This is a genomic window from Megalodesulfovibrio paquesii, assembly GCF_054653055.1.
Genome location: NZ_BAAIGQ010000007.1, coordinates 394264 through 419112, shown reverse-complemented (window position 1 = coordinate 419112; position 24849 = coordinate 394264). Strand labels below are relative to the sequence as shown.

Below are 24849 nucleotides of genomic sequence, written 5' to 3'. Positions count from 1 at the left end.
GGCAACCTGACCAGCTTCCGCAAGTGGGTGGGCGACCGCGTGATCCAGAACTTCAAAGAGCACAAGATGACCATCGTCAACGAGCCCTTTGAAAACACCATCGGCGTCAGGCGCACGGATATCGAAGATGATCAGTATGGCGTCTACAATCCGCTGTTCCAGCAGCTGGGCTACGACGCCAAGACCCACCCCGGCGAGCTGGTCTGGGGCCTGCTCAAGCAGGGCTTCGACACGCCTTGCTATGATGGCCAGTATTTCTTCGACACCGACCATCCGGTCATCCTCAAGGACGGCAGCGTGGTCAGCGCCAGCAACTACGGCGGCGGCTCGGGCACGCCCTGGTACCTGTTTGACCTGCGCCGGCCCATCAAGCCCATCATCTTCCAGAAACGCAAGGACTACACCTTCGTGTCCCTGACCAAGGAAGACGACGAGAACGTCTTCATGCGCGCGGAATTTTTCTACGGCGTGGACGCCCGCGTCAACGTCGGCTTCGGGTTGTGGCAGGTGGCCTACGCCAGCCGCCAGCCTCTGACTGCGGAAAACTACGCCGCCGGCCGGGCCGCCATGCAGAACCTGCAGGGGGACATGGAAAAGCCCCTGGGCCTGGCTCCCAACCTGCTGGTGGTGCCGCCTTCCCTGGAGGGCGACGCCCGCGAGGTGTTGCTCAACGAACGCACCGCGGCCGGGGCCACCAACACCTGGCGCAACACGGCCGAACTCATGGTCACGCCCTGGCTGGCCTAGCCCGGAAATCGGAGGAACAACACAATGCCCATTGTCATCATTGCCAAGAAGGACGGCTTCCGCCGCTGCGGCGTGAGCCACAGCGGCCAGCCCACCACCTGGCCCGACGACCGATTCACCCCGGAGGAACTGGCCATCCTGCAAGCCGAGCCCCAATTGGTCGTGCAGGTCGTGCAGGTGGTGCCCGAAACGGAAGCCAAAAAGGCCAAGGGCTAGGCCATGTATTGCACGGCTGCGGACCTGGAGGAGCGCTATGGCGCGGCCGCGGTGCTGCTGCTGGCGGACCGCGACGGGGACGGCCTGGCGGATGCGGGCGTCATCGAACGGGCCATCACTGACGCTGCCGCGGAAGTGGATGGCTGGGTGGCGGCCCGGTACACGCTGCCCCTGGCTAGCCCCTCGCCCGTGCTGGCCCGCTGCGCCTGCGCCATCGCCTGGTACCTGCTGGCGGGCAACCGGGCGGGCGGGCCATACGAGCAGGAACGCAAGGGCTATGAAGACGCCGTGGCGCTGCTCAAGGCTATCAGCAAGGGCGACGTGCGCCTGGGGCCGGAGCCGGAGTCTCCGGCACCGGCCCAGGCCGGCGGCGCGGCCATCTACGCCGGGCCGCCACCCATGTGGAGGCGGCGCGCATGAGCGGCGTTACCTTGCAAATCCACGGCCTGGACAAGCTGCACGCCATGCTGGACCGGTTCGCCGCCAGCATCCAGGGCCGGCGGCCGGAACTCATGGAGGCCATGGGCGCGGAGGTGGAAAGCCAGACCCGGCGGCGCATCCAGGACGAAAAGACCGCCCCGGATGGCGCGGCCTGGCCCGGTTGGTCCCCCCGATACGCCGCCACCCGGCACGGCGGGCAGAGCCTGCTGCAGGCCGAAGGCGGCCTGCTGGACAGCATCCAATCCTTTGCCGACGGGGACGGGGCCGAGGTGGGCTCCAATCTGGTCTATGCCGGCATCCAGCAGTTCGGCGGAGCCGAGGTCGGGTCCAACATCCCGGCCCGGCCGTATCTGGGCGTCTCCGACGCCAACGCCGCGGACCTGGAGCAGGTGGCGCGGGACTGGCTGGCCGATGTGATTGGCCAGGCGGGGGGGCGCTAGATGGACCGCCTGCGCGCCCACCTGGACGCCGTGGCCGCCCACCTGGCGGCTGCGGCCCTGGAAGCCGGGCTGCCCCTCAGGCACTGCGCAGTGCATGCCGGACGGTTTGGGGCGGCGGATGAGATCACCCGCATGGCCCCGCAATGCCCGGCGGTGCTGGTGGCCAGCCTGGGGGTGCGGGAACTGCGGCGCGGCGAGCTGGGCGAGCTGGACGCCGTGGCCGACCTGGCCGCGTACCTGCTGGCCACCGACGCCCCCCGCGCCCCCCGGGCCGAGCAGCTGGCCCGCCTGGTGGAACTGGCCCTGGTGGCCGTGGCGACGCAGGCCTTTTCCCCGCGTGCCTCCTGTGGGGGCCTGGACTATCCGGCCTCCATCCGCGCGGACAACCTGTGGGCCGGCGAGACGCGCGAGCGTGGCCTGGGAGTCTGGGGCGTGGCCTGGCGGCAGCGCATCCGGATCAAGGATCCAGACCTCGCCGAACCGCTGATTACGGATGGGTAACGGCGGATTGACGCCACCGCGAACCCCCAAGCACCCATTCGGCCTGACACGCGTCAGGCCGGGCCAATGGAGGAAACCATGGCAAGAAAGCATCAAGAGGAAACGGCCATGCCTGAACAACTGCTCCCTGAATCTACGCCCCCCGCATCTACGCCGGCAGACTCATCGCCGGCAGACTCTTCACAAGCTGTCGCCGGGCCGGTCGTCCATGTCGGCCCTGTTGTTTATGTGGGGCCGACCCTGGGACGGGATGGCCTGGCGCAGTACCGGGTGTTCAAGGCCGGCCCCTTGCCGCCCGCTGTGCTGGCCCTGGCGGCCCGGTATCCCGAGCTGTCCGGTCTCATGGTGCCCGTGGCCAGGCTGACCCAGGCTCGCGCCGATCTGCGGCGGCCTGGGCACCCCCTGCAGGCAGCCGCCCAGGCCCTGCTGACCGCGTACCGGCAGGCCGGCCGCACTTCTTAAGGAGGCCTCATCATGGCGACTCTTGGCTACAAACATGGGGTATACACCCAGGAAGTGCCCACGGCCGTCCTGCCGGCCCGCAAGGTGGAGGCCGGTATTGCGGTGGTGGTGGGCACGGCCCCGGTGCACCGCGCGGCGGACGGCGTGCACGTCAACGCCCCCAAGCTTTGCTACAGCTACGCCGAAGCCGTGGCGGCCCTGGGCTGGCTGGATGGCCGGCAGACCCGGTACGGCCTCACGGAATACGCTTATGTGACCTTTGCCCTGTACAACGTCGGGCCGGTCATCTTTGTCAACGTCTTTGACCCCGCGGTGCATCGGCAGGTGCTGGACGCGCCCGTGGCCCAGGTCGTTTCCGCCGCCGGCACCCTGCAGCTGGCCCATGACGATCTGATCCCCGGCAGCCTGGTTATCAAAAGCCAGGACGGCGCGACCACATACGCCGCCGGCACGGATTACATGGTGGATGAGGCCACGGGCCTGGTGAGCCTGCTGGAGGGCGGGGCCATCGCCGCCGGGGCCACGGTGTCCGTGGCGGCCTATGCCTGGGCCGACCCGTCCGCCGTGACCGCCCAGGACATCATCGGCGGCATCGACGGGGTGACTGGCGCACGCGAGGGCCTGGAGCTGGTGGAGGCCATCTTCCCCATGTTCCGCCTGGTGCCCGGCTCCATCTGCGCGCCGGGTTACAGCCACCTGCCCGAGGTGGCCGCGGTCATGGCCGCCAAGGCCGGGAGCATCAACGGGCATTTCAAGGCCGTGGCCGTGCTGGACATGGATGCCCAGACCCTGACCCGCTACACCGACGTGCCTGCGGCCAAGGAGCTGGCCTCCCTGGCGGACCCGCAGCAGATTTGCTGCTGGCCCAAGGTGGCCCTGGGCGGCACGGTCTACCATCTGTCCTGCCACCTGGCCGCCACCATGGCCCGTGTGGACGTGGAGCACGGCGACATCCCGTACAAGAGCCCGTCCAACGAGCTTCTGCGCATGGACGCGGCCGTGGCCGGCCCGGCCGGCGCGGAAGAACCGGTCTGGCTGGGGCCGGATCAGGCCAACTACCTGAACGGCCAGGGTATCGTCACGGCGCTGAACTTCACGGGCGGCTGGCGCAGCTGGGGCAACCGCACGGCCTGCTACCCCTTCAGCACCGATCCCAAGGACGCCTTCATTCCTCTCAGACGGATGACTAACTGGAAGTCCAACCAGCTGGTGCTGACCTGGTGGCAGAAGGTGGACTACCCCATCACCAAACGACTCATCGAAACCATTGTGGATAGCGAGAACATCGCCCTCAATGGCCTGGCGGCGCGGGAAATCATCCTGGGCGGGCGGCTGGAGTTCCGGGAAGAGGAAAACCCGGTGACGGACCTGCTGGACGGCATCATCCGCTTCCACCTCATGTGGATGCCCCCGCCGCCCGCGAGGCAGATCGAGTTCCTGGTGGAACTGGACCCGTCGTATTTTGAGACCCTCTTCGTCTAAGGAGCGGACATGCCATCCATCAATAAAATCCCGGACGTCCTGCAGAACTTCCGATTGTACAAGGACGATGTAGCCTTGCTGGGCACGGCGGACATTGAACTGCCAGACCTGGAGGCCCTGACGGAGACCCTTTCCGGCTCCGGCATTGCCGGCGAGGTGGAAAGCCCGGTGGTGGGGCACTTCAAAAGCCTGGTCTGCAAGATCAAGTACCGGGTGCTGACCAAGGATTTGCTGGCCCTGGCCGCGCCCAGGGGGCACCTGCTCACGGCCCGGGGCAGCGTGCAGGAATACGATGCCGGCGGCACGGCCTTTGACAGCTACGGCATCAAGCTGGTCATGCAGGGCACGGTCAAGAAGCTGGGGGCCGGCAAGATGGAGACCGGCAAAAAGCAGGAAAATCAGGTGGAAGTGGAATGCTTTTACCTGCGGATGGTGGTGGCCGGGGAAGACCTGGTGGAAATCGACAAACTCAACTGCAAGTTCGTGGTGGAAGGGGTGGACTACCTGGCCCAGACCCGCATCCACCTCGGCATGGAGGCCTAGGCAATGAGCATCGCAGCCAAAGTCGTGGCCCAGGGCGTGCCCCTGGCCTATCCTGTGGTGTTTGACGGCAAGACCGTGGACAGCCTGACCATGCGCCGGCCCACGGTCAAGGACATGCTGGCCGTGGAATCCCTGGGCAGTGAGCAGCAGCGCGAGCTGCATCTCTTTGCCAGCCTGTGCGACGTCAATCCCGAGTGTTTGGAGCTCTTGGACCTGGCCGACTATGGCCAGCTGCAGGAGGTGTTCAGCGGTTTTTTGCGGCGTCCTGCCGCGGCCCGGACGTCGCAGCCCAGCTCCGCGCCGCCTGCCTGAGGCTGGCCGCGGCCACGGGCTGGAGCCGGGCGGAGCTCCTGGCCCTGACCCTGGAAGAACTGGCCGCCTGGCTCACGGCCCTGGCCACCCTCGACCCCATCCCCACCCGCACGTAGGACCCCATGAGCAAGCTCGCCGTCTCCCTCCTCATCGGGGCTGCCCTGGCCGGCAGCTTCGGCTCCACCCTCGGCCAGGCCAAGCGCGGCCTAGCCGGGCTGGGCAAGGAGCTGGGCGACGGGCTGGAAAAAGGTCTGGCCAAGGCCCGCCTGGGCCAGACCCTGGCCAAGGATCTGCAAGCTGCCCAGCGGCGCATCAATGAAGTGCAGGGCGCGGCCAGCCGGGCCTTGCAGCCCAACCCGCGCATCAAGACCGAACTGGCCGCGGCGCATTTGGCGTATCGCAAGGTCTCGGAAGAAGCCAAAAAGTACAACTTCACCCTGACCGACGGCGCGCGGGACGCGGCCCGGTTTGCGGCGGAGGAACGCAAGCTGGGTCAGGCCATGCAGGCCCACGCCCGCATGGGCCAAGCCCTGGCGGCCCGGGATGCGGTGACTGAACGCCGGGGCGAGTTGCGGGGGCAGATGCTGGGCGCGGTGGGCATGGGGTTGACCCTGGCCGCGCCGGTGCGGGTGGCCGCCAATTTTGAAGCATCCATGGCCAGGGTCGGTGCGGTGGGCAAGCTCGATCTGGCGGGTGAGGAGTTCAGGCGTCTGACAGCCACGGCCCGGGAGCTGGGGGCCACCACGGCCTGGAGCGCCTCGGAAGCCGCAGGTGGCATGCAGTATCTGGCCATGGCCGGATTCAAGGCCAACGACATAATTGCCGCCATGCCCGGCATGCTGGATTTGGCGACAGCCGGCAATATTGATCTGGCCCAGGCTGCGGATATCGCCTCCAATATTCTGTCCGGGTTTGGTTTGCCGGCCGAGCGGATGGGATACCTGGGCGATGTGATGACCAACACCTTCACGTCCAGTAATACCTCGCTCGCGATGCTGGGCGATACCATGAAGTATGTGGCCCCGGTGGCCAAAAGTCTCGGGGTGGGGGTAGAGACTGTGGCGGCCATGGCCGGCAAGCTGGGGGACGTGGGTATCCAGGGCTCTGAGGCTGGTACGGCAATGCGGGCCATGTACGCCCGTCTGGCCTCGCCGCCCAAGGAAGCCGCGAAAATGATGCAGCGGCTGGGCGTACATGCCAAAGATGCCAAAGGCAACCTGCGGGATATGCCGACCATCCTGGCGGAAATGAACGCCGCCATGACCAAGCGGGGCCTGGGGACGGCCCAGCGCGCGGATGTGCTTTCCACCATATTCGGCGTGGAAGCCCTGGCTGCGGCCACGGAACTGATGAACAAGTCCAGTTCCGGAGAGCTGCAGGCGTTTATCGAACAAATCAAGGAGGAAGGGGCCGCGGCCGAAGTAGCCCGCAAGCAGCAGGAAACGCTGATGGGGCAGTTTAAGGCCTTGGGGAGCGCCACGGAGTCCCTGGCGATCAGCATTGGCAATGTGCTTGCGCCGGTGGTGCGGGGGGCGACTGCGATCCTGACCAGAGCGGCCAGCGCTGTGGACACCTTTGCCAATGCGCATCCTGAACTGACCAAGGTGGTTGTGGGCGCGGTAGCAGGACTGATGGCCTTCAAGGTGGCTTCAATCGGCCTTGGCTACGCCCTGACCTTTGTCACCGGCCCCTTGCATTCGCTGCGCGCGGGCCTCGCCCTGTTGCAGACCATGCGCCTGGCCTCGGCCGCCGGGGGGCTGTCTTCCCTGACCCGAGCTGTGCCGGCGCTGGGGTCTGTCGGGGCAGCGCTCTCCGGTCTTAAGGCCGGGCTCCTGGCGCTGAGTCCTGCGCTCCTGCCGGTGCTCGCCTTGGCGGGGCTTGGGTACCTGGTCTACCAACACTGGGGACCGCTCAAGAGTTTTTTTCAGGGTGTCTGGCAAGGCCTGAAGGATGAGGCTGGTCCAGCCCTCGAGAGCGTGGGCAAGGCGCTCTCTGCTTGGGGGGAGGCCTTGGCCCCGGTCAAGAGCGCGTTTTCCAGTGTGACCAATTTCCTGGGTGATCTTTTTGGTGGACCAGCGAATATGCAGGCCTCGGAAGGAGCGCGGACCTGGGGGCAGGCCGTGGGGCAGACCCTGGGCGCAGCCATCTCGGGGTGGGTGAATCTCATCGACTGGGGTGTGTATGCGGTGTTCAGTGTCGTGCAGGGCATCCAGGATGCCTGGGCCGGAGTGGGGCGATTTTTTAGCGGGCTGGGCAAAAGTGTAACCGGCATGTGGGATTCGGCCCTGGCCAGTCTGGCAGGGGTACCCGGGAAGATTGAGACCTCACTGGGCCAGGCGCTGCAGTACCTCTCCACCCTGGACCTGTCCGGGGCCGGGCGGCGGCTGATCGATACCTTTATTTCGGGCATCACCAGTATGGGGGGGGCGGCCTATGACGCCGTCAAGGGCGTGCTGTCCAAAATTCCAAGCTTATTCAATCGATCTGATGCCAAGGAAGGGCCACTCTCCAACGTGACGCACCAGGGCGGCATGCTTGTGCGCACCCTGGGTGCCGGCATCCAGGGTGCCGGGGCCGGGCCGCTGGTGGATCCCCTGGGGCAACACCTGGGCGCGGTTGCAGCGCTCCTTGACCCCGCGTCAGGTGGTGCAATGGGGGCGGCGACTGGTGATGCGGCGGGCAGCGGCGCAGCCGTGCCGGCTGGCCCGGGAGCAGCCGGCGGGGCAGGAAGCCCCGGCGGCCTGACCATCCACTATGCCCCGCAGATCACCGTGCAGAGCTCGGGACAGGGCACGGGACAGGACGCGGCCGGAGGCCTGGCCCAGGCCCTGGCGCAAGACAAGGAGGCCCTGGCCCGGCTGATCCGGGAGCTGCTCCACCAGGAGCGGAGGCTGTCCTATGCCTAGCACCTACACCACCCAGCAGGGGGACATGTGGGACCTGGTCGCCTTCCGGCTCTGGGGCCGGGAGACGCTCTTCCATCATCTGCTGGCCGCCAACCCGGCCCACCGCGAGGCCGTGGTCTTCGGGCCGGGGGTGGTGCTCACGGTGCCCGAGCTGCCGGCCGGCACCCAACTGACCACGGCGGACACCCGCCCGCCATGGCGGCGGTAGGAGGCGGCGGTGAGCGACTTTTCCTTTTCCAAATCCGAAGGGACCACGCCTGCCACCGGCAGCCGGGAGCCGTTTTCCTTTTCGGCCTCCGAGCGGGCGGACGCCGTGCCCGTGGCCGCGCCGCAGCAGACGCCCGAAGGCAACCCTTCGGCTTCATCCACTTCTTCCACGGCGTCCACCCAAACGTCCACCCAATGGGAGGGGGCGCGGGGGAACTCAGTTCCCCCGTCCTTTCCTTCCACTTCTTTATCCCGCCACGCCGTCCTGTCCCTCATGGCCCAGGCCTCGGCATCCAAGACGGACCTGGCGGACGTCAGTCAGGACGTGGCCCCGTACTGCCTGTCCGTGACCTACACGGACAACGCCCACGGCCAGGCCGATGATCTGCAGCTGGAATTCGAGGATCGGGACCACGCCTGGGCCATGGGCTGGATGCCCGACAAGGGCGACCGCCTGCGCGCGGCCATCCAGTGCCGCAACTGGTTTGCGGACGGGGACAGCCTGGAGCTTGCCTGCGGCAGCTTCACCATCGACCAGATTGATTTGAGCGGCCCGCCGGATGTGGTCCGGGTGCGGGCCGTGTCCGCGGCGGTGGATACGCCGCTCAGGCGCGAGGCCAAAAGCCGGGCCTGGGAGCACGCATCCCTGAAGACCGTGGCCGGGGATCTGGCCACGGAACATGGGCTCGCCCTGCACTATGAGGGGGACGAATGCGCCTTTGTGCGCCTGGACCAGCGCCAGGAAAGCGACCTGGCCCTGATCAAGCGCGTGGCCGAGCGCCAGGGGCTGACGGTCAAGGTCTGCGAAGACCGGCTGGTGATCCGGTCGGCCAAAGAGGCCGACGCCCAGCCGCCCAGCCTGGCCATTGCCCGCGGGGTGACGGCCGTGAGCCGCTTCCAGTTTTCCACGCAATCCTCCGAAACCTACGGCGACGCCTCGTGCGACTACTGGGAGCCCGAGGAAAAGGCCCTCAAGTCCGCAGGCTGCGCCCCGGAACGGGCCGAAACAGACAAACAGGTGGGCCATACGCTCAAGATCAACACGCGGGTGGAGAGCCAGGCCGAGGCCGAGCGCGTGGCGGCCAACGAACTGCGCCAGGCCAATCAGAAAGAATGGACGGGCAGCCTGGACCTGATGGGCGACCCGCGCCTGTACGCCGGCCTGGTGGTGCAGGTCCAGGGCTGGGGGCGCTTTGACGGCGCCTGGATGGTGGAGACGGCCACGCACACCCTGAACCGATCCGCCGGCTACACCACCTCCATCTCCATCCGCAAAACGCTCAACTATTGAGGCTATCATGCTGGGCACCTTGATGGACGCATTGCACCGCCAGCGGGGCGAGACCAACCACGTCATCCGCATTGGTCTGGTGGTGGGCCTGGAGCCGGCCCGGCACCGGGTGCGGGTGCAGATGCAGGATCAGGACGGCCTGGTCACGCACACCGTGCCCGTGCTCTGCCGCAAGGCCACGGCGGACCAGGACGCCTGGCTGCCCGACGTGGGCGACCAGGGCGTGATCCTGTCCCTGCCGTATGGCCAGGAACAGGGCGTCTACCTGGGCTCCATCTTTTCCGGGCCGGACCCGGTGCCGGCCCTGGCCGCGGCGGGCGGGGCGGACGTCCAGGAACGGGCCTTCAAGGACGGTTCAAGAACCGGGTATGACCGCCGGTCCCACCGGCTGTTTCGGCACGTCCAGGGTGCTGCGGAGGGTGGCGGTATTGACGAGCAGCTGCAGGGCGACCTGTGCACCCTGCGCATTGTTGAAGGAAACCTGCTCATCAAATTGAAGGAAGAAAAACAGCTGCCCACGGAACCGCCGGAACCACCGGCAGCCGAGGACTGGCGGGCGCTCAAGGGCGAGGGCTACGTGGTGATCGAGGCCCCGCGGATGATCGTCCTGAACGCCCCGCAGGTGCTGATCATGGGGGCCATGTCCCAGGCCGCCTTTCGCAAAGATTTGCTGGAGGAAGGCATCTGGTCGGAAAAGATTGATGACGGCGGGGGTGGGCAATGAACGTCGGCAGCCTGGGCAGCGTGGCCTTTGAGGTTTCCAGCGAGACCATCCGCACCTGGGAAGCCTGTTCCCGGGAACGCAAGGTGCAGTTTGCCGAGCATGCCGTGGTGGACGGCAAGGCCCGGCTGCAGTGGCTGGGCTACGGCCTGGAAACGTCCCGGCTGGACATCCTGCTCTGCGCCCCCTGGTGCGACCCCGCCGAGGAGCTGCAACACCTGCGCGGCCTGCAGGACGGCGGCGCGCCGCACTATCTGGTGCTGGGGGGCGAGCTGTGGGGGCGCTATGTCCTGGAGAGCCTGTCCGAGACCCGCCTGCGCACGGATGGCCGGGGCCGCCCTCAGGTGCTGCGGGTGAACCTGTCTCTGAAGGAACACCATTAAGATGGGCATGGAAACGACGCTTATCCTGCGCAGCCGGCCCGAGGCGCTGCTCATCGGGGCCACGGGCGTGGAAGATATCATGCAGTGCGTGCAGCTGATCATCCTGACCCATCTGGGCAGCGTGGTCCTGGACCGCACCTTTGCCGGGGACGGCAGCTACATCGACCAGCCCGGCCCCATGGGCGCGGCGCGGGCCATGGCCAGCCTGGCAGAGGCCATCGAGCGCCATGAACCGCGGGTGCGGGTCAAACGCATCGAGCTGCCCGCGGACCAGGCCGCCAATGCTGACGGCGCGTTTTTTCCCGTGGTCACCATCACCATCAAGGCAGGGGCGCTATGAGCGAGCTCATGTTCGTGGATACGGACCCCAGCCGGGTGCAGGCCGAGGTCATGGCCGCCTATGAACTGGCCGCGGGCAAGACGCTCTATCCCGGCGACCCCGTGCGCCTGTTCCTGGAGAGCGTGGCCTACACCCTGTCGCACCAGCGCTTTTTGATCGACTGGACGGCCAAGCAGAATCTGGTCCGGTACGCCTCGGGGCCGTACCTGGACGCCCTGGGCGAGCTGCTGCAGACGGTGCGCCTGCCGTCCCAGCCGGCCCGGACCACCCTGCGCTACAGCCTGGTGGCTCCCCTGGAATGGGCCGTGGCCGTGCCGGCGGGGGCGCGGGCCGTGGCCGGCAATGGCGCGGATGCGGCCGTGTTTGTGCTGGCCGAAACGCTGGTCATCGCCCCCGGCCAGCTGGCCGCCGAAGGCGTGGCCACCTGCAGCGCGGCCGGCGCGGTGGGCAACGGCTTTGTGCCGGGGCAGATCAACAAGATGGTGGAACCCATCGCCTACGTGGACCGCGTGGCCAACGTCACCCCGTCCTACGGCGGCTGCGATGGCGAGTCTGACGACCATTTCCGGGTCCGCGTCCAGCTGGCCCCGGAGGCCCTGGGCATCTGCGGCCCGGCCGAGGCCTACCGCTACCACGCCCTGTCCGCTCACCAGGGGGTGACGGACGTGGCCGTGGTCTCGCCCTCGCCGGGCCAGGTGGACGTCTATCCCCTGTGCGGCGGGGCGCTGCCCGCGGCCGAGGTCATCGCGGCCATTGCCGCGGCCCTGAACCGTGAGGACGTCCGGCCGCTGACGGACATCGTCCAGGTGTGCACGCCCGTGGCCGTGGCCTATGGCGTGGCGGCCACCTGGTGGCTGGACCCGGCCCAGGCGGCCCAGGCCGGGACCATCACGGCCCGCGTGGCCCAGGCGGCCCAGGAGTACGTCACCTGGCAGGCTGCGAAGCTTGGGCGGGACCTGAACCCCAGCCGCTTGACGGCGCTCTTGATGGACGCCGGGGCCACGCGGGTGGAGGTGACCAGTCCCGCCCCCCGCGCCCTGGCCGCCTGGGAGGTGGCCCAGGTGGATGAGATGCAAGTGGTCTTCGGAGGGATGGAAGCATGACGCCTGCCGTCAAGACCTCCATCAGAGAGTTGGCCCTTGCGGACCTGCTGCCCGGCTCCATCGCCGCGGACCCGACCATCCAGACCTCGGCCGCGGCCGTGCAGGGCGAGCTGGCCGGGGTGACTGCGGCCATTGACCTGCTGGACATTTATGCGGACCTGTCCGGCTATGCCCAGCGCCTGGGCGGCCAGGTCCTCGACGCCGTGGCCTGGGGCTGGCACGTGGATTTGTATGACCTGCTGGAGTCCACCCCGGAACGCCTGGAGGTCACGCGGCGGTTTGTGGAATTCCACCGCCTCAAGGGCACCAAGGCCGGCCTGGCCCTCTATTTCCGCACCTTCCTGAAACGTAACTTGCTCGCCGCCTCGCCGCCCACCAAGAGCTATCTGGGCGGCAGCCTGACGGCGGACGAGCGGGCCGCCTGGCTGGCCCCGCATCCGGAAGTGCGGGTCTACCCGTACCGGCATGCCGGGGTGGCCGTGGGGGCGCATGTGGGGGACACGTTCGGATATGGCCGGGCGCGGTTCCTGGCGCGGGGCGATGCCCTGTTGCGCATCGGCGATCAGGTGACGCTGTATGATCCCAAAACGGCACGGGAAACGCCCCTGCACAGCCTGCAGACCGAGCGCCAGCGCCTGGAGCGCCAGGCCACGCGCACGGTGCAGGTGGCCTTGCCGGGCGATGCCGGGCGCGGAGACAGCCGTGGCCGCGCCGTCATGTGCGGCGGGCTGCTCCATGGCTTCCTGGCAAACTTGGACGCCGCATCACGCTACTACCTGCTGGAGCAGGCCGCGCCGTATGCCGATGAGCTGGACCGCCGCCGGGCGCTGGCCGTGCAGCCCTCCCTGGAGCCCGTGCGGGTGGGCTACGAGCTGGTGGCCCAGCCCGGCCACCGCAGCCAGGTGGTCTTCCTGGGCAATCGCTGGACAGACGTCTTTCCCGACAAGGGCGGGGCCTGCCTGGCCAGGTGCTTTCCCCACGCCAGCCGCGCCGCGGACCGCATCTACCGGCGCACCAGGCTCTTCGACCCGGCCCGCAACGCCTTCCCGGCCCGCGACGCCTCCCTGTTCCTGGGGGCCTTCCGCCTGGGCGGCTTCCCGGCGCATCACGGGGAGGCCGCCGTGGACCTGCTCCGGCCGCAGTCCCGCCACGTGGCCTTTGTGGGCCGCCATTTTTCCGGCCGGCGCTTCCTGGCCACCGTGGACGCCCAGGGCTGGATTGACCGCATGCGCCGCGTGGGCCGCGAGGCCGTGCGCCTCTCGGACAAAATTGACGTCCGTATCACCAACCGCCGCACCGTGACCTGCAGCGCCAGCCTCAAGGCCGGCGCGACGGTGGTGGGCGAGCGACAACTGGAGGTTGTCTAACATGCCATCCCGATTCGTTGTCTTCCGGGACCGCCAGGAGTTCCAGGCCGCTGATTTGAATAACACCCAGACCTTCATGGATGAGATGCACCAGCATCTGGTCATGGACGCCATCACCGCCGAGCGCATGTTCGTCGGGCTGACCGTTTCCAAGAAGAGCGCCACGGAGCTGGACATGGCCGCCGGCCGCCTCTGGGACGGCCAGGCCGGCATCATCTACCGCAAGGATCAGGCCGAGACCATCAGCATTTTCAGCCACCTGCCCCTGCAGGATTCCCGCTGGCTGACCCTGTCCGTCATCGGCCAGGAGGTGGAAACCGACCTGCAGCCGCGGGATTTCCTCATCGATCTGCAAAGCGGCCAGACCGAGCCCAGCGTGGTGGCCATGGAGCGCGCCCGGACCATCGCCGTGCTGGTCACGCCGGGCCTGGAGTCCACGGACCCGCAGCAGCCCGTGGCGCCCACGGGCTACACCGAGGTGGCCGCCGTGCTCCTCACTGTCTCGGGCATTCAGGAGGTGCGCATTGCGGACAACACCCGGCTCATGCGCCTCTTCGACGTCTGGCAGAGCACGTTGGCCAACGCCGCCTGGATTGCCGAGGCCGGCCCCAAACTGGCCGCCATCATGAGCGACCTGGCCGCCCTGGCCGCCCTGATCAAGAGCCAGTCCACCAGCCCCCTGCTGGCCCAGCTGGCCGCCGAAGTGGCCGTGATCCGGGACAAGCTGGCGCTCCCGGCCACGTTCATGGAGTATGAGGCGGATAATTTCCTGGTCAAGGACGAATCCGACACCACCAATCCCGAGTTCCACGCCCTGGTGCAGATGGGGGCGCGCTTCCCCTGGGCCGGGGAAACCGAGATGCAGCTGGCCCCCTTCAACCCCAACGATACGAGCGTCAAGGACCACAACGGCCTGATCCTGCCGGCCTACGAGGTGGTGCCCCGCGTGCAGCTGACGGGCCAATCCGGCAGCCTGGCGCTCAGCCAGTACCAGTTCCAGACCGTGACCACCCGCCAGTGCACGCGCACCCGGCGGCGCATCGAGTACTCGCCCACGTGGCAATCTTGTACCAATGGTCAGTACTGGGCCGAGGTGGATCAGGCGCGGGTGGTCGAAGAGGTCTTTGAAGGCGCGGTGCCCGCGGGCGTCACCCTGGGCGATGCCACCTACATGGAGGCCTGGGGCGCGGGCGGCGCGCCGGGCCATGAGCTGACCCAGGGCCGGCAGGTCTGGGTGCACACCTGGCAGGAGCAGTACACGGTCATCGATTCGGTGACCGAAAGCGTCAACGGCTCGACCAACGCCCAGACCTTCCTGAACAGCTCCAACGGCTGGCTGACCGGCGTGGGCCTGACCTTCACGGCCAAGGCCTCCACCGGCCCGGTCTATCTCTATCTGATGGACACCCTGAACGGCCTGCCCAACCACCACCGGACCATCGGCCGGGCCGTGGTCCAGCCCGAGGCCATCAAGCTCGGCAGCGAGACGCGTTTCGAGTTCGCCGAACCCGTGTACCTGCAAAACGGCCGGCGCTACGCCCTGGTGCTGGTCACCGGCGGCAACCATTATGTGGCCCTGGTCTCGGGCACCCAGTACAGCCAAGGCACGCTGTTTTATTCCACCGATGGCGAATACTTCCAGGGCGACTTCACCAAGGATCTGATGTTCTCCTTGTATTATGCCCAGTTCAAGAACCCGCGCACGGTGCTGGACCTGACCCCGGTCTCCCTGTCCGACGGCATCGCCGTCTTTTCCTTGCTGCACGAGGCCATCGTGCCCGACGCCACGGACCTGACCCTGGAATACCAGGCCAGCGGTAGTGCCGAATGGGTGCGCCTGGTGGACGGCACCACCGACGGCCTCTTGGGCCTGCCGGCCATGTGCCGGCTGCGGGCCGTGTTCAATGGCTCTTCCGACGTCATGCCGGCCTTGGGCTGCTCCGGCAGCAAGCTGCGGGCCAGGCGCGCCGGGACCTCCTTCCGGCACATTTCCACCGAACGGGCGCTGACCCAACCCAGCGCGGAAATCCAGGTCATCCTGCGTCTGGAGGGTTGGGACGCGGCCAAGCACACCTGCGAGGTCAAACTGCGCAGTGGCGCGGAAACCTACACCGGCACGGTGCAGGATCAGGCCCTGGACGCCACCACCATCCGCCGCACCGTGACCTTCACCCCCACCTCTCCGGAAGTCCCGGACGGCATCGCCTCCTACAAGATCCAGATCGAAGGCACCACCACCACGCCCCTGAGCTGCTTCCACGTGGCCCAGCGCATGGACGTGGCGCTGTAGGAGGCCGCAATGACGCTGGACCTGGAAAAATTCGTCTTCATCGACGGCAAGACGCCCCTCAGTGCCGAGGAACTGAACCGGCGCTTTTACAGCCTGGTCCGCCGGCTCCATGAGCTGGAGCAGCTCAAGGTGGACTGGGAGGCCGCCGTGGCCGAGCTGCAAAACGCCGGCCTGGAACGCATCAACTCCGCCGTCATCCCCCTGGTGGACGATCTGGCCGCGGACCTGGACGCCCTCATCGAGGTGGGCAACGCCAACCTGGAGGCCTGGAACGGCACCGTGACCGATTCCCTGGCCGCCTGGGGCGCGGCCGTGGACGCCAAGCTGGCCGAGGTGGACGCCGCCCAGGCCCAGCTGACGGCGGACCTGGCCGCGGCCATTGCCCAGGCCCAGGCCGATGTGGCCGCCTGCGTGGACCAGGCCCGGCAGGACGTGGCCGTCGCCGTGGCCACTGCCGAAGCCGCCGCCACGGCACTGGCCGCCATCCTGCCCGCCGGCGCGGTGCTGGCCTTCGCCATGGCCGCCGCGCCGGCGGGCTGGCTCAAATGCAACGGCGCGGCCATCAGCCGCACCACCTATGCCGCCCTGTTCGCGGCCATCGGCACGGTATTCGGCGCGGGCGACGGCTCCACCACCTTCAATCTGCCGGACCTGCGCGGCGAGTTCGTGCGCGGCTGGGATGACGGGCGCGGGGCCGACGCCGGGCGCACGCTGGGCAGCGCCCAGGCCTCGGCCAACCTCTCGCACTCCCATGGAGTGAATGATCCATCACACCGGCACACCACCAACTACAGCGGCTACAACCCCGGCAGCACCCCCGCCAACCAGGTGATGACCAGCGTCGGCAACTATTTGTTCGGCGTCAACAGTGTCAGCGAATTCAGCGTCACCGGCATCTCCATTGCGGCCAACGGCGCGTCCGAGGCCAGGCCCCGCAACATCGCGCTGCTGTACTGCGTGAAATACTGAGGAAACGGCACAAAAGAAACGGCTCTCGGGGGAACACCGTCCCCCCGAACCCCCCGGATAGGGGGGGAAGGAAAGGCAAGTGTTGTGCGTGAACCCATAGTTGGAAGGGGTTTGGGGAAACTCAGTTTCCCCAAGAAACTCTTAAAAAGGAGCCTCTTGTGATCGTGTACCAATTAGACGCCGCCGGCTACTACCTCGGCGAGGCGGTGGCCGACGAATCGCCCCTGGAGCCTGGCGTATGGCTCATCCCGGCCGGCTGTGTGGAAACACCCCCGCCGGCCATCCCTGAGGGCCAGCGGGCGCGCTGGGAGGCCGGGGAAGCCGGGGAGAATGGGGAGGCCGGCGGGGCCTGGATCCTGGAGGCCATTCCAGAGCCGGAGCCAGAGCCCGACACGACCGAGCCCGAACCCATGGACCGCTCGCGCATCCTGACGCGGGTCGAATTCATCCGCCGCCTGTCGCCCCAGGAATGGGCCACGGCCAAAACCAGCAGCCTCCCGGAAGCGATGTACTTCACGGACCTGGTTCTAGCGGCCGCGGAAATCGACCTGGACGACGCCCAAACCCAGGCCGGCCTGGCTGTGGCCGTACAGGCCGGGGTGCTGACCAGCGAGCGGGCCGCACAGGTGCTGGCATGAGGTGAGATGAGTTGCGGGCGTTAACAGCGCGTTAACGCCCGCCAAAACGGAGGCGCAGGCGGGGTGGTGACACACCCCACCGGCCCGGTGCGACAACACCGGACCACGGCCGAGGCCGCTGCGCCATGCGGAGTCCAGAGCGTACCCCCGGACGCCGCATGGGTAGCAGGCCCAAGGCCCAACAATCAAGCAGGGATATGGACCAAATCCGATGCGGACAGTGCAATAAACTCTTGGCCAAAGGCGAAGCCCTGAACCTCGCCATCAAATGCCCCCGCTGCGGGGCCATGAATCACGTGCGGGCCGCGAGCCCCAGGCAAGAGGCCCGAGAGGCTCCAACGGGAGCAGGCAAGTGCGGATGATCTTTGACAATGGCAAAGTGTTTCAAGGAGAGGCGGTCACGGTGTTGCGGGACCTGCCGGCGGCCTCGGTGGATGCCGTGGTGACAGACCCGCCGTATTCCAGCGGCGGCACCCATGCGAGCGCCCGGCGGCGTGATCCGGCGACGAAATATCAAAACACCGGGACTGCCAAGAGCTACCCAGCCATGCTGGGCGACAGCAAAGACCAGCGCAGTTACGCCCTGTGGGCCACGCTCTGGCTGGCAGAGTGCTGGCGCATCGCCCGGCCTGGCGCACCCTTGCTTATGTTCACGGACTGGCGGCAACTGCCCCTGGCCTCGGACGTGGTCCAGGCCGCGGGTTGGGAATGGCGCGGCCTGGTTATCTGGCACAAACCCAGCGCCCGCCCCATGCTCGGGGAGTTCAGACGGGACGCCGAATATGTGGTGTATGCGGTCAAGCCGCCGTTTCAGCGGGTGCACGATCGCTGCCTGCCCGGCATCTTCCGCCACGCGGTCAACACCGCCGCCAAGGTGCACCTGACCAGCAAACCCATCCCGCTCATCAAGGATCTGCTAGCTGTAACGCCCGAGGGCGGCACCGTCCTGGACCCGTTCCTGGGCGGCGGCACCACGGCCCTGGCCTGCATCGAGACCGGCAGGCAGTTCGTGGGCGTGGAGCTGTCACCAGAGTACGCAGCCCTGGCGGCAGACCGGATCAGACAGGCGGAAGAGGGGATGGGAAACTGAGCAAACACCATGCCGTGCATAATCCATCCCGCAACAGGAGGTGATAAAAGCACGTGCAGGTTGTGATAAAAGCAATCGCTGGCGTACAATCCCCGAAAAATTTCCGGGACCGGCCGTGACGGGCAACCGCTGCGGCCACGATCCGCGTGCCCCGAAGCTGCAGCCGACCCAGCCCATTCGCACGGGCAAGGGCGGGCTGCCGCGTATCCTCTCCCTGGCCGCCGAGCGGGCACGGGCCTGGTATGGCAGGCCTCGCAAGTGCCCTCCCTTGCAGACCCGCCCGGACAGGCAAACTCGCAGCGAGCGTCGCGAGGCGGTGATCGTCGTCCTGGAGACGCTCCTCTCCCACCTCGACCTAGCGTCCCTCTGCTGCGGCACACCGACGTTGGCCGAGGGCTTCATCGACATCGACATGAAAATGCTCGTCCGCGACTCCGGCCTGGGCCAGCGGCGCATCGAGCGGGCCATCGCCCAGCTCAAGGACGCCGGCTTCATGGAAGTCACCCAGCCCCGCGGCCAGAACGAGGAAGGCAAGTACTTCGGTTGCCGGGCCATCCGCGTCGTGAAAGCAGCGCTCTTCGAATGGCTGGGCCTGGGACCGATGCTCCGCCGCGAACGTGACCGCGCCTCGCAACGCCTGCGCCGCAAGGCTAGGCAGGCCAATCGCAAGTTGGCCGACTTCATGCGCCGGGCAGTTTCTGGCTTCCGCCCATCGACCAGGAAACCGGCCCTGCTCACCCAGGTGCAGCGCATGGCCTGGAGCCAGGAATGGGGCCGGCAGGTCAAGGCCGGCTGCGACATCCGCGAGGCCCAGCGACGAACCAACGCCGCCTTCGGCCTGCCCCCCGACTACCAGCCCGGTCTGGACGCATAGCGCCAGAATCCCGAACTGCGTCCATCGTCCGGCCAGCATCCCGATTTCTTCCTTCCAAGACGCTATTCCACTGCATTCCGTTGCCCCTGGTTCCTCCCAAGGGCGGCTTGCCACTCCCCCCGGCCTACCCTCAGCCTAGTCCTGCCCGTCCGGTAAAAAATAGCTGTCGCAAGGTTGGGCCGCAGGTGTCGGGCATTAATCCAAGAGACAAGAAATCAAGACAGCCTCAACGCCGTCCTCTTCCGCTTCGAGCTTGGAGAAGGAAAGAAACGGCTTCTGTGAGGGCAACGTCGGGAGGCAGTTCGTCCATGTGCCTGCCATATTCAATGCATCTTGCTTCGTATGCCTTGCGTATTGAAAGCAGTAACCTGCCAATGCTTTAGCAAATGGCGATCTGTTCAATCATATTCAAACCATTTCAAATCCTAGGCTACTGCTTGCAGTGAACCGAACTGCGTGGAATAAGATCGATCAGACGCTGAAGGCAGGACAGGTGAAGTAGGCCCACCTTTGGGGTGGTCTCCTTCACGTCCTGGCCCCCGTCTCGGGGGCGTGCTTATTCGCCCTTCGGGCTCAACGCGGATACGCCAGCAAGGAATGAGTGGATGCCCTCGAAAAAGCCGGCCATGAAGGTCTATCTCAGCCCCGAGGAGTACCGGCAGGTCATCGATCAGGCCGAGCGCCATGGCCTGACCGTCTCGGCCTTCGCCCGCCGGGTGTGCCTGGGCCAGCCACTGCCGGCCCGGGATCATCAGCAGGCCGTGCGGGAGCTTTCTCGGGTCAATGCCGACCTTGGCCGGCTGGGCGGGCTGTTCAAGTTGTGGCTCGGCGATGAACGCCGCCCGGCCCCGGAACTGACGTCCCAGGTCCGCCGCCTGCTGCGGGAAATCGAAACCCGGCAGCGCGAACTGCGGGCCGCCGTGGGCAGGATCGCCTGATGATCAGCCGCCGCATCACCTGCAAGCCGGGCAACGACAACTACCGCCGCCTGGCCAATTACATCGCCGGTGCCGGGTCGCACCCGGAGCAAGACAAGGTCCTGTTTTGCTGGGCCGAAGGCTGCTGGGCCGGCGACGATTACGAGTGGGGCATTCACGAGGTTGTGGCCACCCAGGACATGAACCTGCGCTCGCAAAAGGAGAAAACCTACCACCTCATCGTCAGCTTCCGTCCGGAAGACAACGACAAGCTGACGCAAGAAATCTTCAAGGAAATCGATCAATCCTTCGCCGCGGCCCTGGGCTTTGCTGAGCACCAACGCCATTGCGGCGTGCACCAGAACACCGGCAACCTGCACCTGCACATCGCCTACAACATGATCCACCCCGAGCGCCTGACCCGCCACGAGCCCTTCCGGGATTTCCACACCCGCGACCGCGTCTGCCGGGAGCTGGAACAACGCTTCGGCCTGGCCATGGACAACGGCCGTGGCCAGAGCCAGACCCCCGAGGCCGAGCGCCTGGGCGACAAGCCCTCCACCATGGAAGCCCATTCCGGCCTGGAATCCTTCGAGAGCTACGCCAAGTCCACGCGCAAGGCGCTGCTGCACGCCATGCAGGACGCCACGTCATGGCGGGACGTGCATGTCGCCCTGGCCACCCACGGCCTGGCCATCGCCCCCCACGGCAACGGCCTCGCCATCAGAAACCGCCACGGCAGGCAGGCCTGCAAGGCCAGCGCGGTGGATCGAAGTCTTTCAAAATCCAGGCTGGAGGCCCGTTTTGGGCCATACCAACCTCCGGGGCCGCCAGATCTGGGGGCCGCAGCAATCCAGTCCCTGGAGCGTTACTCCCCCCGCCCCAATGCCCGGCACAGGGACGCCGGCAACGGCGAGCTCTTCAAAGCTTGGCAGGCCGCCATGGCCGCCCGCAAGGCAGAGCTGCTGGGAATCCGCGATCAGGCCCGGACCGAGGTCGCAACCATCACGGCCCACTGGCAGAAGACCCGCCAGGATATCGGCCGTTTGCCTGTCTCCCGCCGCGACCGGGCGGCCTTGCTCCATCGCGCCCGGCAGAACGAGCGACAGGTCAGGCGAGCCCTCTACGAAAGGGCGATGCAGCAGCGCGATCATATCCGCAACGAGATGCCCTTCCTGACCTGGGCGGCGTTCCGGGAGGTGACGAAGGAGCGACAACAGCGGCAGGGGCGGGAGCAGCGTCAGGGCCTTGAGCGCTAAGCATAGGCCGACCGCTCAGAACTCTTCATTCCCCGCCTTGTTCACCCCCATCCCCACCGCCTCCTGCTGCATGCCCTCGGCCGGGAAGGGGGTCAGCAACGAGGGGAGCGCGGCCGGATTCGTGGCCGGGTCCAGCCACGTCGCCCAGGCGTCCGGCGGAAGAATGACCGGCATGCGGTCGTGGATAGGCGCGATCAGGGCGTTGGCCGCGGTGGTCAGGATGGTGGCCGAGTGCAGCGGCGTTCCGGAATCAGGATCGTCCCAGACCTCCCACAGCCCGGCCATGGCAAAGGGCGCACCGTCGGCCATCATCAGCGCGAACGGCTGGTTGCGTCTGGCGTCCAGCTTCTGCCATTCATAAAAGCACGTCGCCGGGATCAGGCAGCGGCGCTTTTTGAACGCCGCGCGGAAGGCCGGCTTCTCAGCCACGGTCTCGCTGCGGGCGTTGATCATTTTCGCAGCCATCTTGCGATCTTTCACCCAAAAAGGGACCAGCCCCCAGTGGAAGCGCCGCAACACGCGGCCGGCGTCAGTCTGCACAATACCGGGAATGTCCATGGTGGGCGCGAGGTTGCGCCGGGGCTCGTAGTCTGCGTCAACCAGCTGAAAATACTCTACTGCCTGGGCCTTGGGGATGACAAAGCCGAATCGTCCGCACATGCCGACCTCCTTGCGAGCCGTCTGCGGGCACGATACACTGGTTCGACCATGACTGCACGAAGCATCCTTCCCCTTCCGCGCCCGCCGCGGCCGGCGCTACCCGCTCTCGAAGTCCTCGGCGTCCGCACCGAGACGAAGCTGGAGCTGCCGCTGTACTTGGCCACCGTGGCCGCGGGCTTCCCCTCGCCGGCCGACGACTACATCGACCAGAGCCTGGACCTCAACGACCACTGCATCGCCCACCCCGCGGCCACGTTTTTCGTCCGCGTGCACGGCGATTCCATGCGCGATGCCGGCGTGCACGACGGCGACCTCCTCGTTGTGGACCGCGCCCTGGAACCGGTCAGCGGGCGCATCGTCATCGCCGCCCTGGACGGCGAACTGACCGTGAAACGCATCAAGAAGACTGCCGACGCCCTCTATCTTCTGCCCGAGAATCCGGACTACGAGCCCATCCGCGTGGAGCCAGACTCCAGCTTCGAGGTCTGGGGCGTGGTCGCATATGTGATACACAAGGTCTAGGCCATGTCGCACGTCTTCTGCATGGTCGACTGCAACAATTTTTATGTCTCGTGCGAGCGCGTGTTCAATCCCACGCTGCAGTATGCGCCGATGGTGGTGCTGTCCAATAATGACGGCTGCGTCATCGCCCGCTCCAACGAGGCCAAGGCCCTGGGCATCAGCATGGGCGAGCCGGCTTTCTTGCGGGAGCAGTTCTTTCGTAAGCATGGCGTGCGCGTCTTTTCGTCCAATTATGCATTGTATGGCGACATGAGCCGCCGCGTGATGCAGACCCTGGCGCAGTTCTGCCCGTCCATGGAGGTCTATTCCATTGACGAAACCTTCCTGGCCTTTGAGAATCCGAAGCCAGGCGAGCTGACGGCCCTGGCCCGACAGATGCGAGCCACGGTCAGGCAGTGGACCGGCATTCCCGTCTCCATTGGGCTGGCCACCACCAAGACCCTGGCCAAGATCGCCAATCGTTTCGCCAAGAAGCATCCGCAATACGAGGGCGTGCTGGATCTCACGGCCATGACGCCGGCCGAGGTGGAGGCCCTGCTGGACCGGGTGGAGGTGGCGGACATCTGGGGCGTGGGACGCAAGCATTCAAGGATGCTGAAGAGTTTCGGCATCCACACCGCCCGGCACCTGCGCGACGCCCCGGCCGACTGGGTACGCAAGCGCATGACCGTGACCGGCCTGCACACGCTGCTGGAGCTGCGGGGCCGGCCGTGCATCGAGCTGGAGGACGTCGCCCCGGACAAGAAAGCCATCTGCGCCTCGCGGTCCTTTGGCAAATCGGTCACCACCCTGCCCGAACTGCGCGAGGCCGTGGCGGCCTACGTCAGCCGCGTGGCCGAGAAGCTGCGCGCCCAGCAGAGCCGGGCCGGCCGGCTCCAGGTCTACATCCTGACCAATCCGCACAAGGACGTGCCCCAGTACAGCAACGCCATGCAGGCGGCCCTGCCGCGGCCCACCGCGCACACGCCAGAGCTCATCGCCGCGGCCCTGGGCCTGCTGGAGCGGCTCTACCGCCCCGGCTACGTCTACAAGAAGGCCGGCGTCATGGCCACGCAGCTCGAGCCCGAGACCCCGCGCCAGCTCTCACTCCTCGACCCGCCAGAGGAAGAGGACGCCCGGCGCAAGGCCCTCATGACCGTGCTGGACCGGGCCAACGCCAAATGGGGCCGCGGCACCCTCAGCTACGCCGCCGCCGGCCTGGACCGGCCGTGGAAGATGCGCCAGGCGTCCAAGTCGCCACGGTACACGACCTGCTGGGGGGAGCTGCCGGTGGCGAAATAGGGCGAGCCTCGTTCCGAGGCGGCAGCAGGAGAAATTTTCTGACAGCTGGGAGCATGTTCATGAGCGAGAAGACACTGACTAAAGCCGACATCGTCGACGCCATCTACGAGAAGACCCATCGCAATCGGTCCGAGGTCAAGGCCATCGTTGATTCAATGATCGAGATTATGAAGCGGGCCATCCAGAAGGACCACGCCCTGCTTGTCAGCGGCTTCGGAAAGTTCGAGGCCTACGCCAAGCAGTCTCGGACTGGCCGCAATCCCCAGACGGGCGAGACAATCACCTTGCCCCAGCGGCATGTGGTGGTATTCAGGCTGTCGAGGAAGTTCAGGGAGGAATTGAATTCGTGAACGTATAGCAGCAAGGCACTAGGCGCTTTAATCGTCGAGGGCATATTTACTCAGTTGCGACATGGCAAGTTAAATCTCTCTCGCAATTCCTGGATGATCTAATACTCTCTGCAACTTGATTGAGTCTTCGTATCTCTTTATCACTAAATTTATATTCAGCCAGGTAGCGCAACAGTCGCATCGCTTCAAAATTACAACGAAGGAAGTCGACGAGTTCAGGGTCAGTGTAAGATGAAAGGCGAAAAAGGACATCTGGGTCCGCTGCCAATTCCTTCGCAAGCGCCTTGATTATTTCAGGCTTTGGAGGGCTTTCCTTTCCTCGCTCTATACGGCTGAGATAGGCAGGCGACATCCCAACCTTAGCAGCAACTTCACGCAGCCCAAGATCTTGAGCTGCCCGAAGAGCCCGTAGTGTTTCGCCAAAATTTTTCATGGATTTTTCATAGCGAATTGTTTAGTGTTTTGCAACACAAAACACAAGCCTACTCTGGAAGGGGTCAATTATACGAAATTGCTTGGACACCCAGAGAAACTCGT

30 protein-coding genes are annotated in these 24849 nt (G+C 66.4%); 28 read left to right on the top strand and 2 right to left on the bottom strand.

The features are described 5' to 3' along the window. The 25 genes from ACYQ00_RS18285 to traI all read left to right on the top strand — a co-directional run. Positions 1 to 747: Mu-like prophage major head subunit gpT family protein (locus tag ACYQ00_RS18285; protein ID WP_460033511.1), on the top strand; the 747-nt coding region annotated here is incomplete at its 5' end. Between the two features lie 24 nt (positions 748 to 771). After that, on the top strand, positions 772 to 963 hold the full coding sequence (locus ACYQ00_RS18280) for an HI1506-related protein (protein WP_460033510.1): 192 nt from the start codon (positions 772 to 774) through the stop codon (positions 961 to 963). 3 nt (positions 964 to 966) lie between these two features. Then, positions 967 to 1383, top strand: coding sequence for a gp436 family protein (locus ACYQ00_RS18275; protein ID WP_460033509.1), 417 nt, complete (start codon positions 967 to 969; stop codon positions 1381 to 1383). Then, the gene (locus ACYQ00_RS18270; RefSeq protein WP_460032540.1) at positions 1380 to 1844 is read left to right on the top strand and encodes a phage virion morphogenesis protein; all 465 of its coding nucleotides are present in this window, start codon (positions 1380 to 1382) and stop codon (positions 1842 to 1844) included. The genes ACYQ00_RS18275 and ACYQ00_RS18270 overlap by 4 nt, the downstream gene beginning before the upstream one ends. After that, positions 1845 to 2345 (top strand): hypothetical protein, encoded by a 501-nt coding sequence (locus tag ACYQ00_RS18265; protein WP_460032541.1) that lies wholly within the window; start codon positions 1845 to 1847, stop codon positions 2343 to 2345. It abuts the gene before it with no gap. Positions 2346 to 2423: 78 nt separating this feature from the next. Beyond that, positions 2424 to 2807 (top strand): hypothetical protein, encoded by a 384-nt coding sequence (locus tag ACYQ00_RS18260; protein ID WP_460033508.1) that lies wholly within the window; start codon positions 2424 to 2426, stop codon positions 2805 to 2807. A gap of 12 nt (positions 2808 to 2819) precedes the next feature. Beyond that, on the top strand, positions 2820 to 4289 hold the full coding sequence (locus tag ACYQ00_RS18255; protein WP_460032484.1) for a phage tail sheath family protein: 1470 nt from the start codon (positions 2820 to 2822) through the stop codon (positions 4287 to 4289). 9 nt (positions 4290 to 4298) lie between these two features. Continuing rightward, positions 4299 to 4832: a phage major tail tube protein gene (locus ACYQ00_RS18250; protein ID WP_460032483.1), complete on the top strand. Its 534-nt coding sequence runs from the start codon at positions 4299 to 4301 to the stop codon at positions 4830 to 4832. Positions 4833 to 4835: 3 nt separating this feature from the next. After that, positions 4836 to 5144, top strand: a complete 309-nt coding sequence (locus ACYQ00_RS18245) for a phage tail assembly protein (RefSeq protein ID WP_460032482.1) — start codon at positions 4836 to 4838, stop codon at positions 5142 to 5144. A 122-nt stretch (positions 5145 to 5266) separates the two neighbouring features. Further along, positions 5267 to 8050, top strand: a complete 2784-nt coding sequence (locus ACYQ00_RS18240; protein ID WP_460032481.1) for a phage tail tape measure protein — start codon at positions 5267 to 5269, stop codon at positions 8048 to 8050. Beyond that, a complete protein-coding gene (locus tag ACYQ00_RS18235; RefSeq protein WP_460032480.1) occupies positions 8043 to 8258 on the top strand; it encodes a tail protein X in 216 nt (71 codons plus the stop codon). Before ACYQ00_RS18240 ends, ACYQ00_RS18235 begins: the two co-directional genes overlap by 8 nt. A 9-nt stretch (positions 8259 to 8267) precedes the next feature. Further along, complete coding sequence (locus ACYQ00_RS18230; protein ID WP_460032479.1) at positions 8268 to 9548, top strand: phage late control D family protein; 1281 nt, start codon at positions 8268 to 8270, stop codon at positions 9546 to 9548. Positions 9549 to 9555: 7 nt separating this feature from the next. Further along, positions 9556 to 10272 carry a phage baseplate assembly protein V gene (locus ACYQ00_RS18225; RefSeq protein ID WP_460032478.1) on the top strand — a complete coding sequence of 239 codons (717 nt, stop codon included), beginning with the start codon at positions 9556 to 9558 and terminating at the stop codon, positions 10270 to 10272. Continuing rightward, on the top strand, positions 10269 to 10652 hold the full coding sequence (locus tag ACYQ00_RS18220) for a phage tail protein (protein WP_460032477.1): 384 nt from the start codon (positions 10269 to 10271) through the stop codon (positions 10650 to 10652). The genes ACYQ00_RS18225 and ACYQ00_RS18220 overlap by 4 nt, the downstream gene beginning before the upstream one ends. 1 nt (position 10653) lies before the next feature. After that, positions 10654 to 10992, top strand: coding sequence for a GPW/gp25 family protein (locus ACYQ00_RS18215; protein ID WP_460032476.1), 339 nt, complete (start codon positions 10654 to 10656; stop codon positions 10990 to 10992). Continuing rightward, the gene (locus tag ACYQ00_RS18210) at positions 10989 to 12095 is read left to right on the top strand and encodes a baseplate assembly protein (protein ID WP_460032475.1); all 1107 of its coding nucleotides are present in this window, start codon (positions 10989 to 10991) and stop codon (positions 12093 to 12095) included. The genes ACYQ00_RS18215 and ACYQ00_RS18210 overlap by 4 nt, the downstream gene beginning before the upstream one ends. Continuing rightward, on the top strand, positions 12092 to 13462 hold the full coding sequence (locus ACYQ00_RS18205) for a phage tail protein (protein ID WP_460032474.1): 1371 nt from the start codon (positions 12092 to 12094) through the stop codon (positions 13460 to 13462). Before ACYQ00_RS18210 ends, ACYQ00_RS18205 begins: the two co-directional genes overlap by 4 nt. Before the next feature lies 1 nt (position 13463). Further along, positions 13464 to 15752, top strand: a complete 2289-nt coding sequence (locus ACYQ00_RS18200; protein WP_460032544.1) for a hypothetical protein — start codon at positions 13464 to 13466, stop codon at positions 15750 to 15752. Positions 15753 to 15761: 9 nt separating this feature from the next. Continuing rightward, positions 15762 to 16721, top strand: coding sequence for a tail fiber protein (locus tag ACYQ00_RS18195; protein WP_460032472.1), 960 nt, complete (start codon positions 15762 to 15764; stop codon positions 16719 to 16721). Positions 16722 to 16879: 158 nt separating this feature from the next. Next, the gene (locus ACYQ00_RS18190; protein WP_460032545.1) at positions 16880 to 17359 is read left to right on the top strand and encodes a hypothetical protein; all 480 of its coding nucleotides are present in this window, start codon (positions 16880 to 16882) and stop codon (positions 17357 to 17359) included. A 125-nt stretch (positions 17360 to 17484) separates the two neighbouring features. Next, positions 17485 to 17721: a Com family DNA-binding transcriptional regulator gene (locus ACYQ00_RS18185; RefSeq protein ID WP_460032470.1), complete on the top strand. Its 237-nt coding sequence runs from the start codon at positions 17485 to 17487 to the stop codon at positions 17719 to 17721. Continuing rightward, positions 17718 to 18449: a DNA-methyltransferase gene (locus tag ACYQ00_RS18180; RefSeq protein ID WP_460032469.1), complete on the top strand. Its 732-nt coding sequence runs from the start codon at positions 17718 to 17720 to the stop codon at positions 18447 to 18449. The genes ACYQ00_RS18185 and ACYQ00_RS18180 overlap by 4 nt, the downstream gene beginning before the upstream one ends. Positions 18450 to 18564: 115 nt before the next feature. Further along, a complete protein-coding gene (locus ACYQ00_RS18175; RefSeq protein ID WP_460033507.1) occupies positions 18565 to 19323 on the top strand; it encodes a hypothetical protein in 759 nt (252 codons plus the stop codon). A 605-nt stretch (positions 19324 to 19928) separates the two neighbouring features. After that, positions 19929 to 20261 (top strand): plasmid mobilization protein, encoded by a 333-nt coding sequence (locus ACYQ00_RS18170; protein WP_460033506.1) that lies wholly within the window; start codon positions 19929 to 19931, stop codon positions 20259 to 20261. Continuing rightward, entirely contained in the window at positions 20261 to 21499 is a 1239-nt protein-coding gene (gene traI, locus ACYQ00_RS18165) for a TraI/MobA(P) family conjugative relaxase (RefSeq protein WP_460033505.1), read from the top strand. The genes ACYQ00_RS18170 and traI overlap by 1 nt, the downstream gene beginning before the upstream one ends. Positions 21500 to 21514: 15 nt before the next feature. Here traI and ACYQ00_RS18160 read toward each other — a convergent pair whose 3' ends face one another. Further along, the gene (locus ACYQ00_RS18160; protein ID WP_460033504.1) at positions 21515 to 22159 is read right to left on the bottom strand and encodes an SOS response-associated peptidase; all 645 of its coding nucleotides are present in this window, start codon (positions 22157 to 22159) and stop codon (positions 21515 to 21517) included. A 48-nt stretch (positions 22160 to 22207) separates the two neighbouring features. On the opposite strand from ACYQ00_RS18160, the gene ACYQ00_RS18155 reads away from it, so the two are divergent. Genes ACYQ00_RS18155 through ACYQ00_RS18145 form a run of 3 tightly spaced genes read left to right on the top strand, consistent with a single transcriptional unit; the run spans position 22208 to position 24312 of the window. Continuing rightward, entirely contained in the window at positions 22208 to 22681 is a 474-nt protein-coding gene (locus tag ACYQ00_RS18155; RefSeq protein ID WP_460033503.1) for a LexA family protein, read from the top strand. A 3-nt stretch (positions 22682 to 22684) separates the two neighbouring features. After that, positions 22685 to 23962 carry a Y-family DNA polymerase gene (locus ACYQ00_RS18150; protein WP_460033502.1) on the top strand — a complete coding sequence of 426 codons (1278 nt, stop codon included), beginning with the start codon at positions 22685 to 22687 and terminating at the stop codon, positions 23960 to 23962. 59 nt (positions 23963 to 24021) lie between these two features. Next, positions 24022 to 24312 carry an integration host factor subunit alpha gene (locus ACYQ00_RS18145; RefSeq protein WP_460033501.1) on the top strand — a complete coding sequence of 97 codons (291 nt, stop codon included), beginning with the start codon at positions 24022 to 24024 and terminating at the stop codon, positions 24310 to 24312. A 46-nt stretch (positions 24313 to 24358) separates the two neighbouring features. Here the strand turns inward: ACYQ00_RS18145 and ACYQ00_RS18140 are convergent, their stop codons facing one another. Continuing rightward, on the bottom strand, positions 24359 to 24745 hold the full coding sequence (locus tag ACYQ00_RS18140; RefSeq protein ID WP_460033500.1) for a helix-turn-helix domain-containing protein: 387 nt from the start codon (positions 24743 to 24745) through the stop codon (positions 24359 to 24361). Between the last annotated feature and the right edge of the window lie 104 nt (positions 24746 to 24849).

What these genes read in the sequence shown, in the direction of transcription:
- ACYQ00_RS18280 (WP_460033510.1), top strand. Translation starts at nt 772, where the DNA reads ATGCCCATTGTCATCATTGCCAAGAAGGACGGCTTCCGCCGCTGCGGC.
- ACYQ00_RS18275 (WP_460033509.1), top strand. Translation starts at nt 967, where the DNA reads ATGTATTGCACGGCTGCGGACCTGGAGGAGCGCTATGGCGCGGCCGCG.
- ACYQ00_RS18270 (WP_460032540.1), top strand. Translation starts at nt 1,380, where the DNA reads ATGAGCGGCGTTACCTTGCAAATCCACGGCCTGGACAAGCTGCACGCC.
- ACYQ00_RS18265 (WP_460032541.1), top strand. Translation starts at nt 1,845, where the DNA reads ATGGACCGCCTGCGCGCCCACCTGGACGCCGTGGCCGCCCACCTGGCG.
- ACYQ00_RS18260 (WP_460033508.1), top strand. Translation starts at nt 2,424, where the DNA reads ATGGCAAGAAAGCATCAAGAGGAAACGGCCATGCCTGAACAACTGCTC.
- ACYQ00_RS18255 (WP_460032484.1), top strand. Translation starts at nt 2,820, where the DNA reads ATGGCGACTCTTGGCTACAAACATGGGGTATACACCCAGGAAGTGCCC.
- ACYQ00_RS18250 (WP_460032483.1), top strand. Translation starts at nt 4,299, where the DNA reads ATGCCATCCATCAATAAAATCCCGGACGTCCTGCAGAACTTCCGATTG.
- ACYQ00_RS18245 (WP_460032482.1), top strand. Translation starts at nt 4,836, where the DNA reads ATGAGCATCGCAGCCAAAGTCGTGGCCCAGGGCGTGCCCCTGGCCTAT.
- ACYQ00_RS18240 (WP_460032481.1), top strand. Translation starts at nt 5,267, where the DNA reads ATGAGCAAGCTCGCCGTCTCCCTCCTCATCGGGGCTGCCCTGGCCGGC.
- ACYQ00_RS18235 (WP_460032480.1), top strand. Translation starts at nt 8,043, where the DNA reads ATGCCTAGCACCTACACCACCCAGCAGGGGGACATGTGGGACCTGGTC.
- ACYQ00_RS18225 (WP_460032478.1), top strand. Translation starts at nt 9,556, where the DNA reads ATGCTGGGCACCTTGATGGACGCATTGCACCGCCAGCGGGGCGAGACC.
- ACYQ00_RS18220 (WP_460032477.1), top strand. Translation starts at nt 10,269, where the DNA reads ATGAACGTCGGCAGCCTGGGCAGCGTGGCCTTTGAGGTTTCCAGCGAG.
- ACYQ00_RS18215 (WP_460032476.1), top strand. Translation starts at nt 10,654, where the DNA reads ATGGGCATGGAAACGACGCTTATCCTGCGCAGCCGGCCCGAGGCGCTG.
- ACYQ00_RS18210 (WP_460032475.1), top strand. Translation starts at nt 10,989, where the DNA reads ATGAGCGAGCTCATGTTCGTGGATACGGACCCCAGCCGGGTGCAGGCC.
- ACYQ00_RS18205 (WP_460032474.1), top strand. Translation starts at nt 12,092, where the DNA reads ATGACGCCTGCCGTCAAGACCTCCATCAGAGAGTTGGCCCTTGCGGAC.
- ACYQ00_RS18200 (WP_460032544.1), top strand. Translation starts at nt 13,464, where the DNA reads ATGCCATCCCGATTCGTTGTCTTCCGGGACCGCCAGGAGTTCCAGGCC.
- ACYQ00_RS18195 (WP_460032472.1), top strand. Translation starts at nt 15,762, where the DNA reads ATGACGCTGGACCTGGAAAAATTCGTCTTCATCGACGGCAAGACGCCC.
- ACYQ00_RS18185 (WP_460032470.1), top strand. Translation starts at nt 17,485, where the DNA reads ATGCGGAGTCCAGAGCGTACCCCCGGACGCCGCATGGGTAGCAGGCCC.
- ACYQ00_RS18180 (WP_460032469.1), top strand. Translation starts at nt 17,718, where the DNA reads ATGATCTTTGACAATGGCAAAGTGTTTCAAGGAGAGGCGGTCACGGTG.
- ACYQ00_RS18170 (WP_460033506.1), top strand. Translation starts at nt 19,929, where the DNA reads ATGCCCTCGAAAAAGCCGGCCATGAAGGTCTATCTCAGCCCCGAGGAG.
- traI (WP_460033505.1), top strand. Translation starts at nt 20,261, where the DNA reads ATGATCAGCCGCCGCATCACCTGCAAGCCGGGCAACGACAACTACCGC.
- ACYQ00_RS18160 (WP_460033504.1), bottom strand. Translation starts at nt 22,159, where the DNA reads ATGTGCGGACGATTCGGCTTTGTCATCCCCAAGGCCCAGGCAGTAGAG.
- ACYQ00_RS18155 (WP_460033503.1), top strand. Translation starts at nt 22,208, where the DNA reads ATGACTGCACGAAGCATCCTTCCCCTTCCGCGCCCGCCGCGGCCGGCG.
- ACYQ00_RS18150 (WP_460033502.1), top strand. Translation starts at nt 22,685, where the DNA reads ATGTCGCACGTCTTCTGCATGGTCGACTGCAACAATTTTTATGTCTCG.
- ACYQ00_RS18145 (WP_460033501.1), top strand. Translation starts at nt 24,022, where the DNA reads ATGAGCGAGAAGACACTGACTAAAGCCGACATCGTCGACGCCATCTAC.
- ACYQ00_RS18140 (WP_460033500.1), bottom strand. Translation starts at nt 24,745, where the DNA reads ATGAAAAATTTTGGCGAAACACTACGGGCTCTTCGGGCAGCTCAAGAT.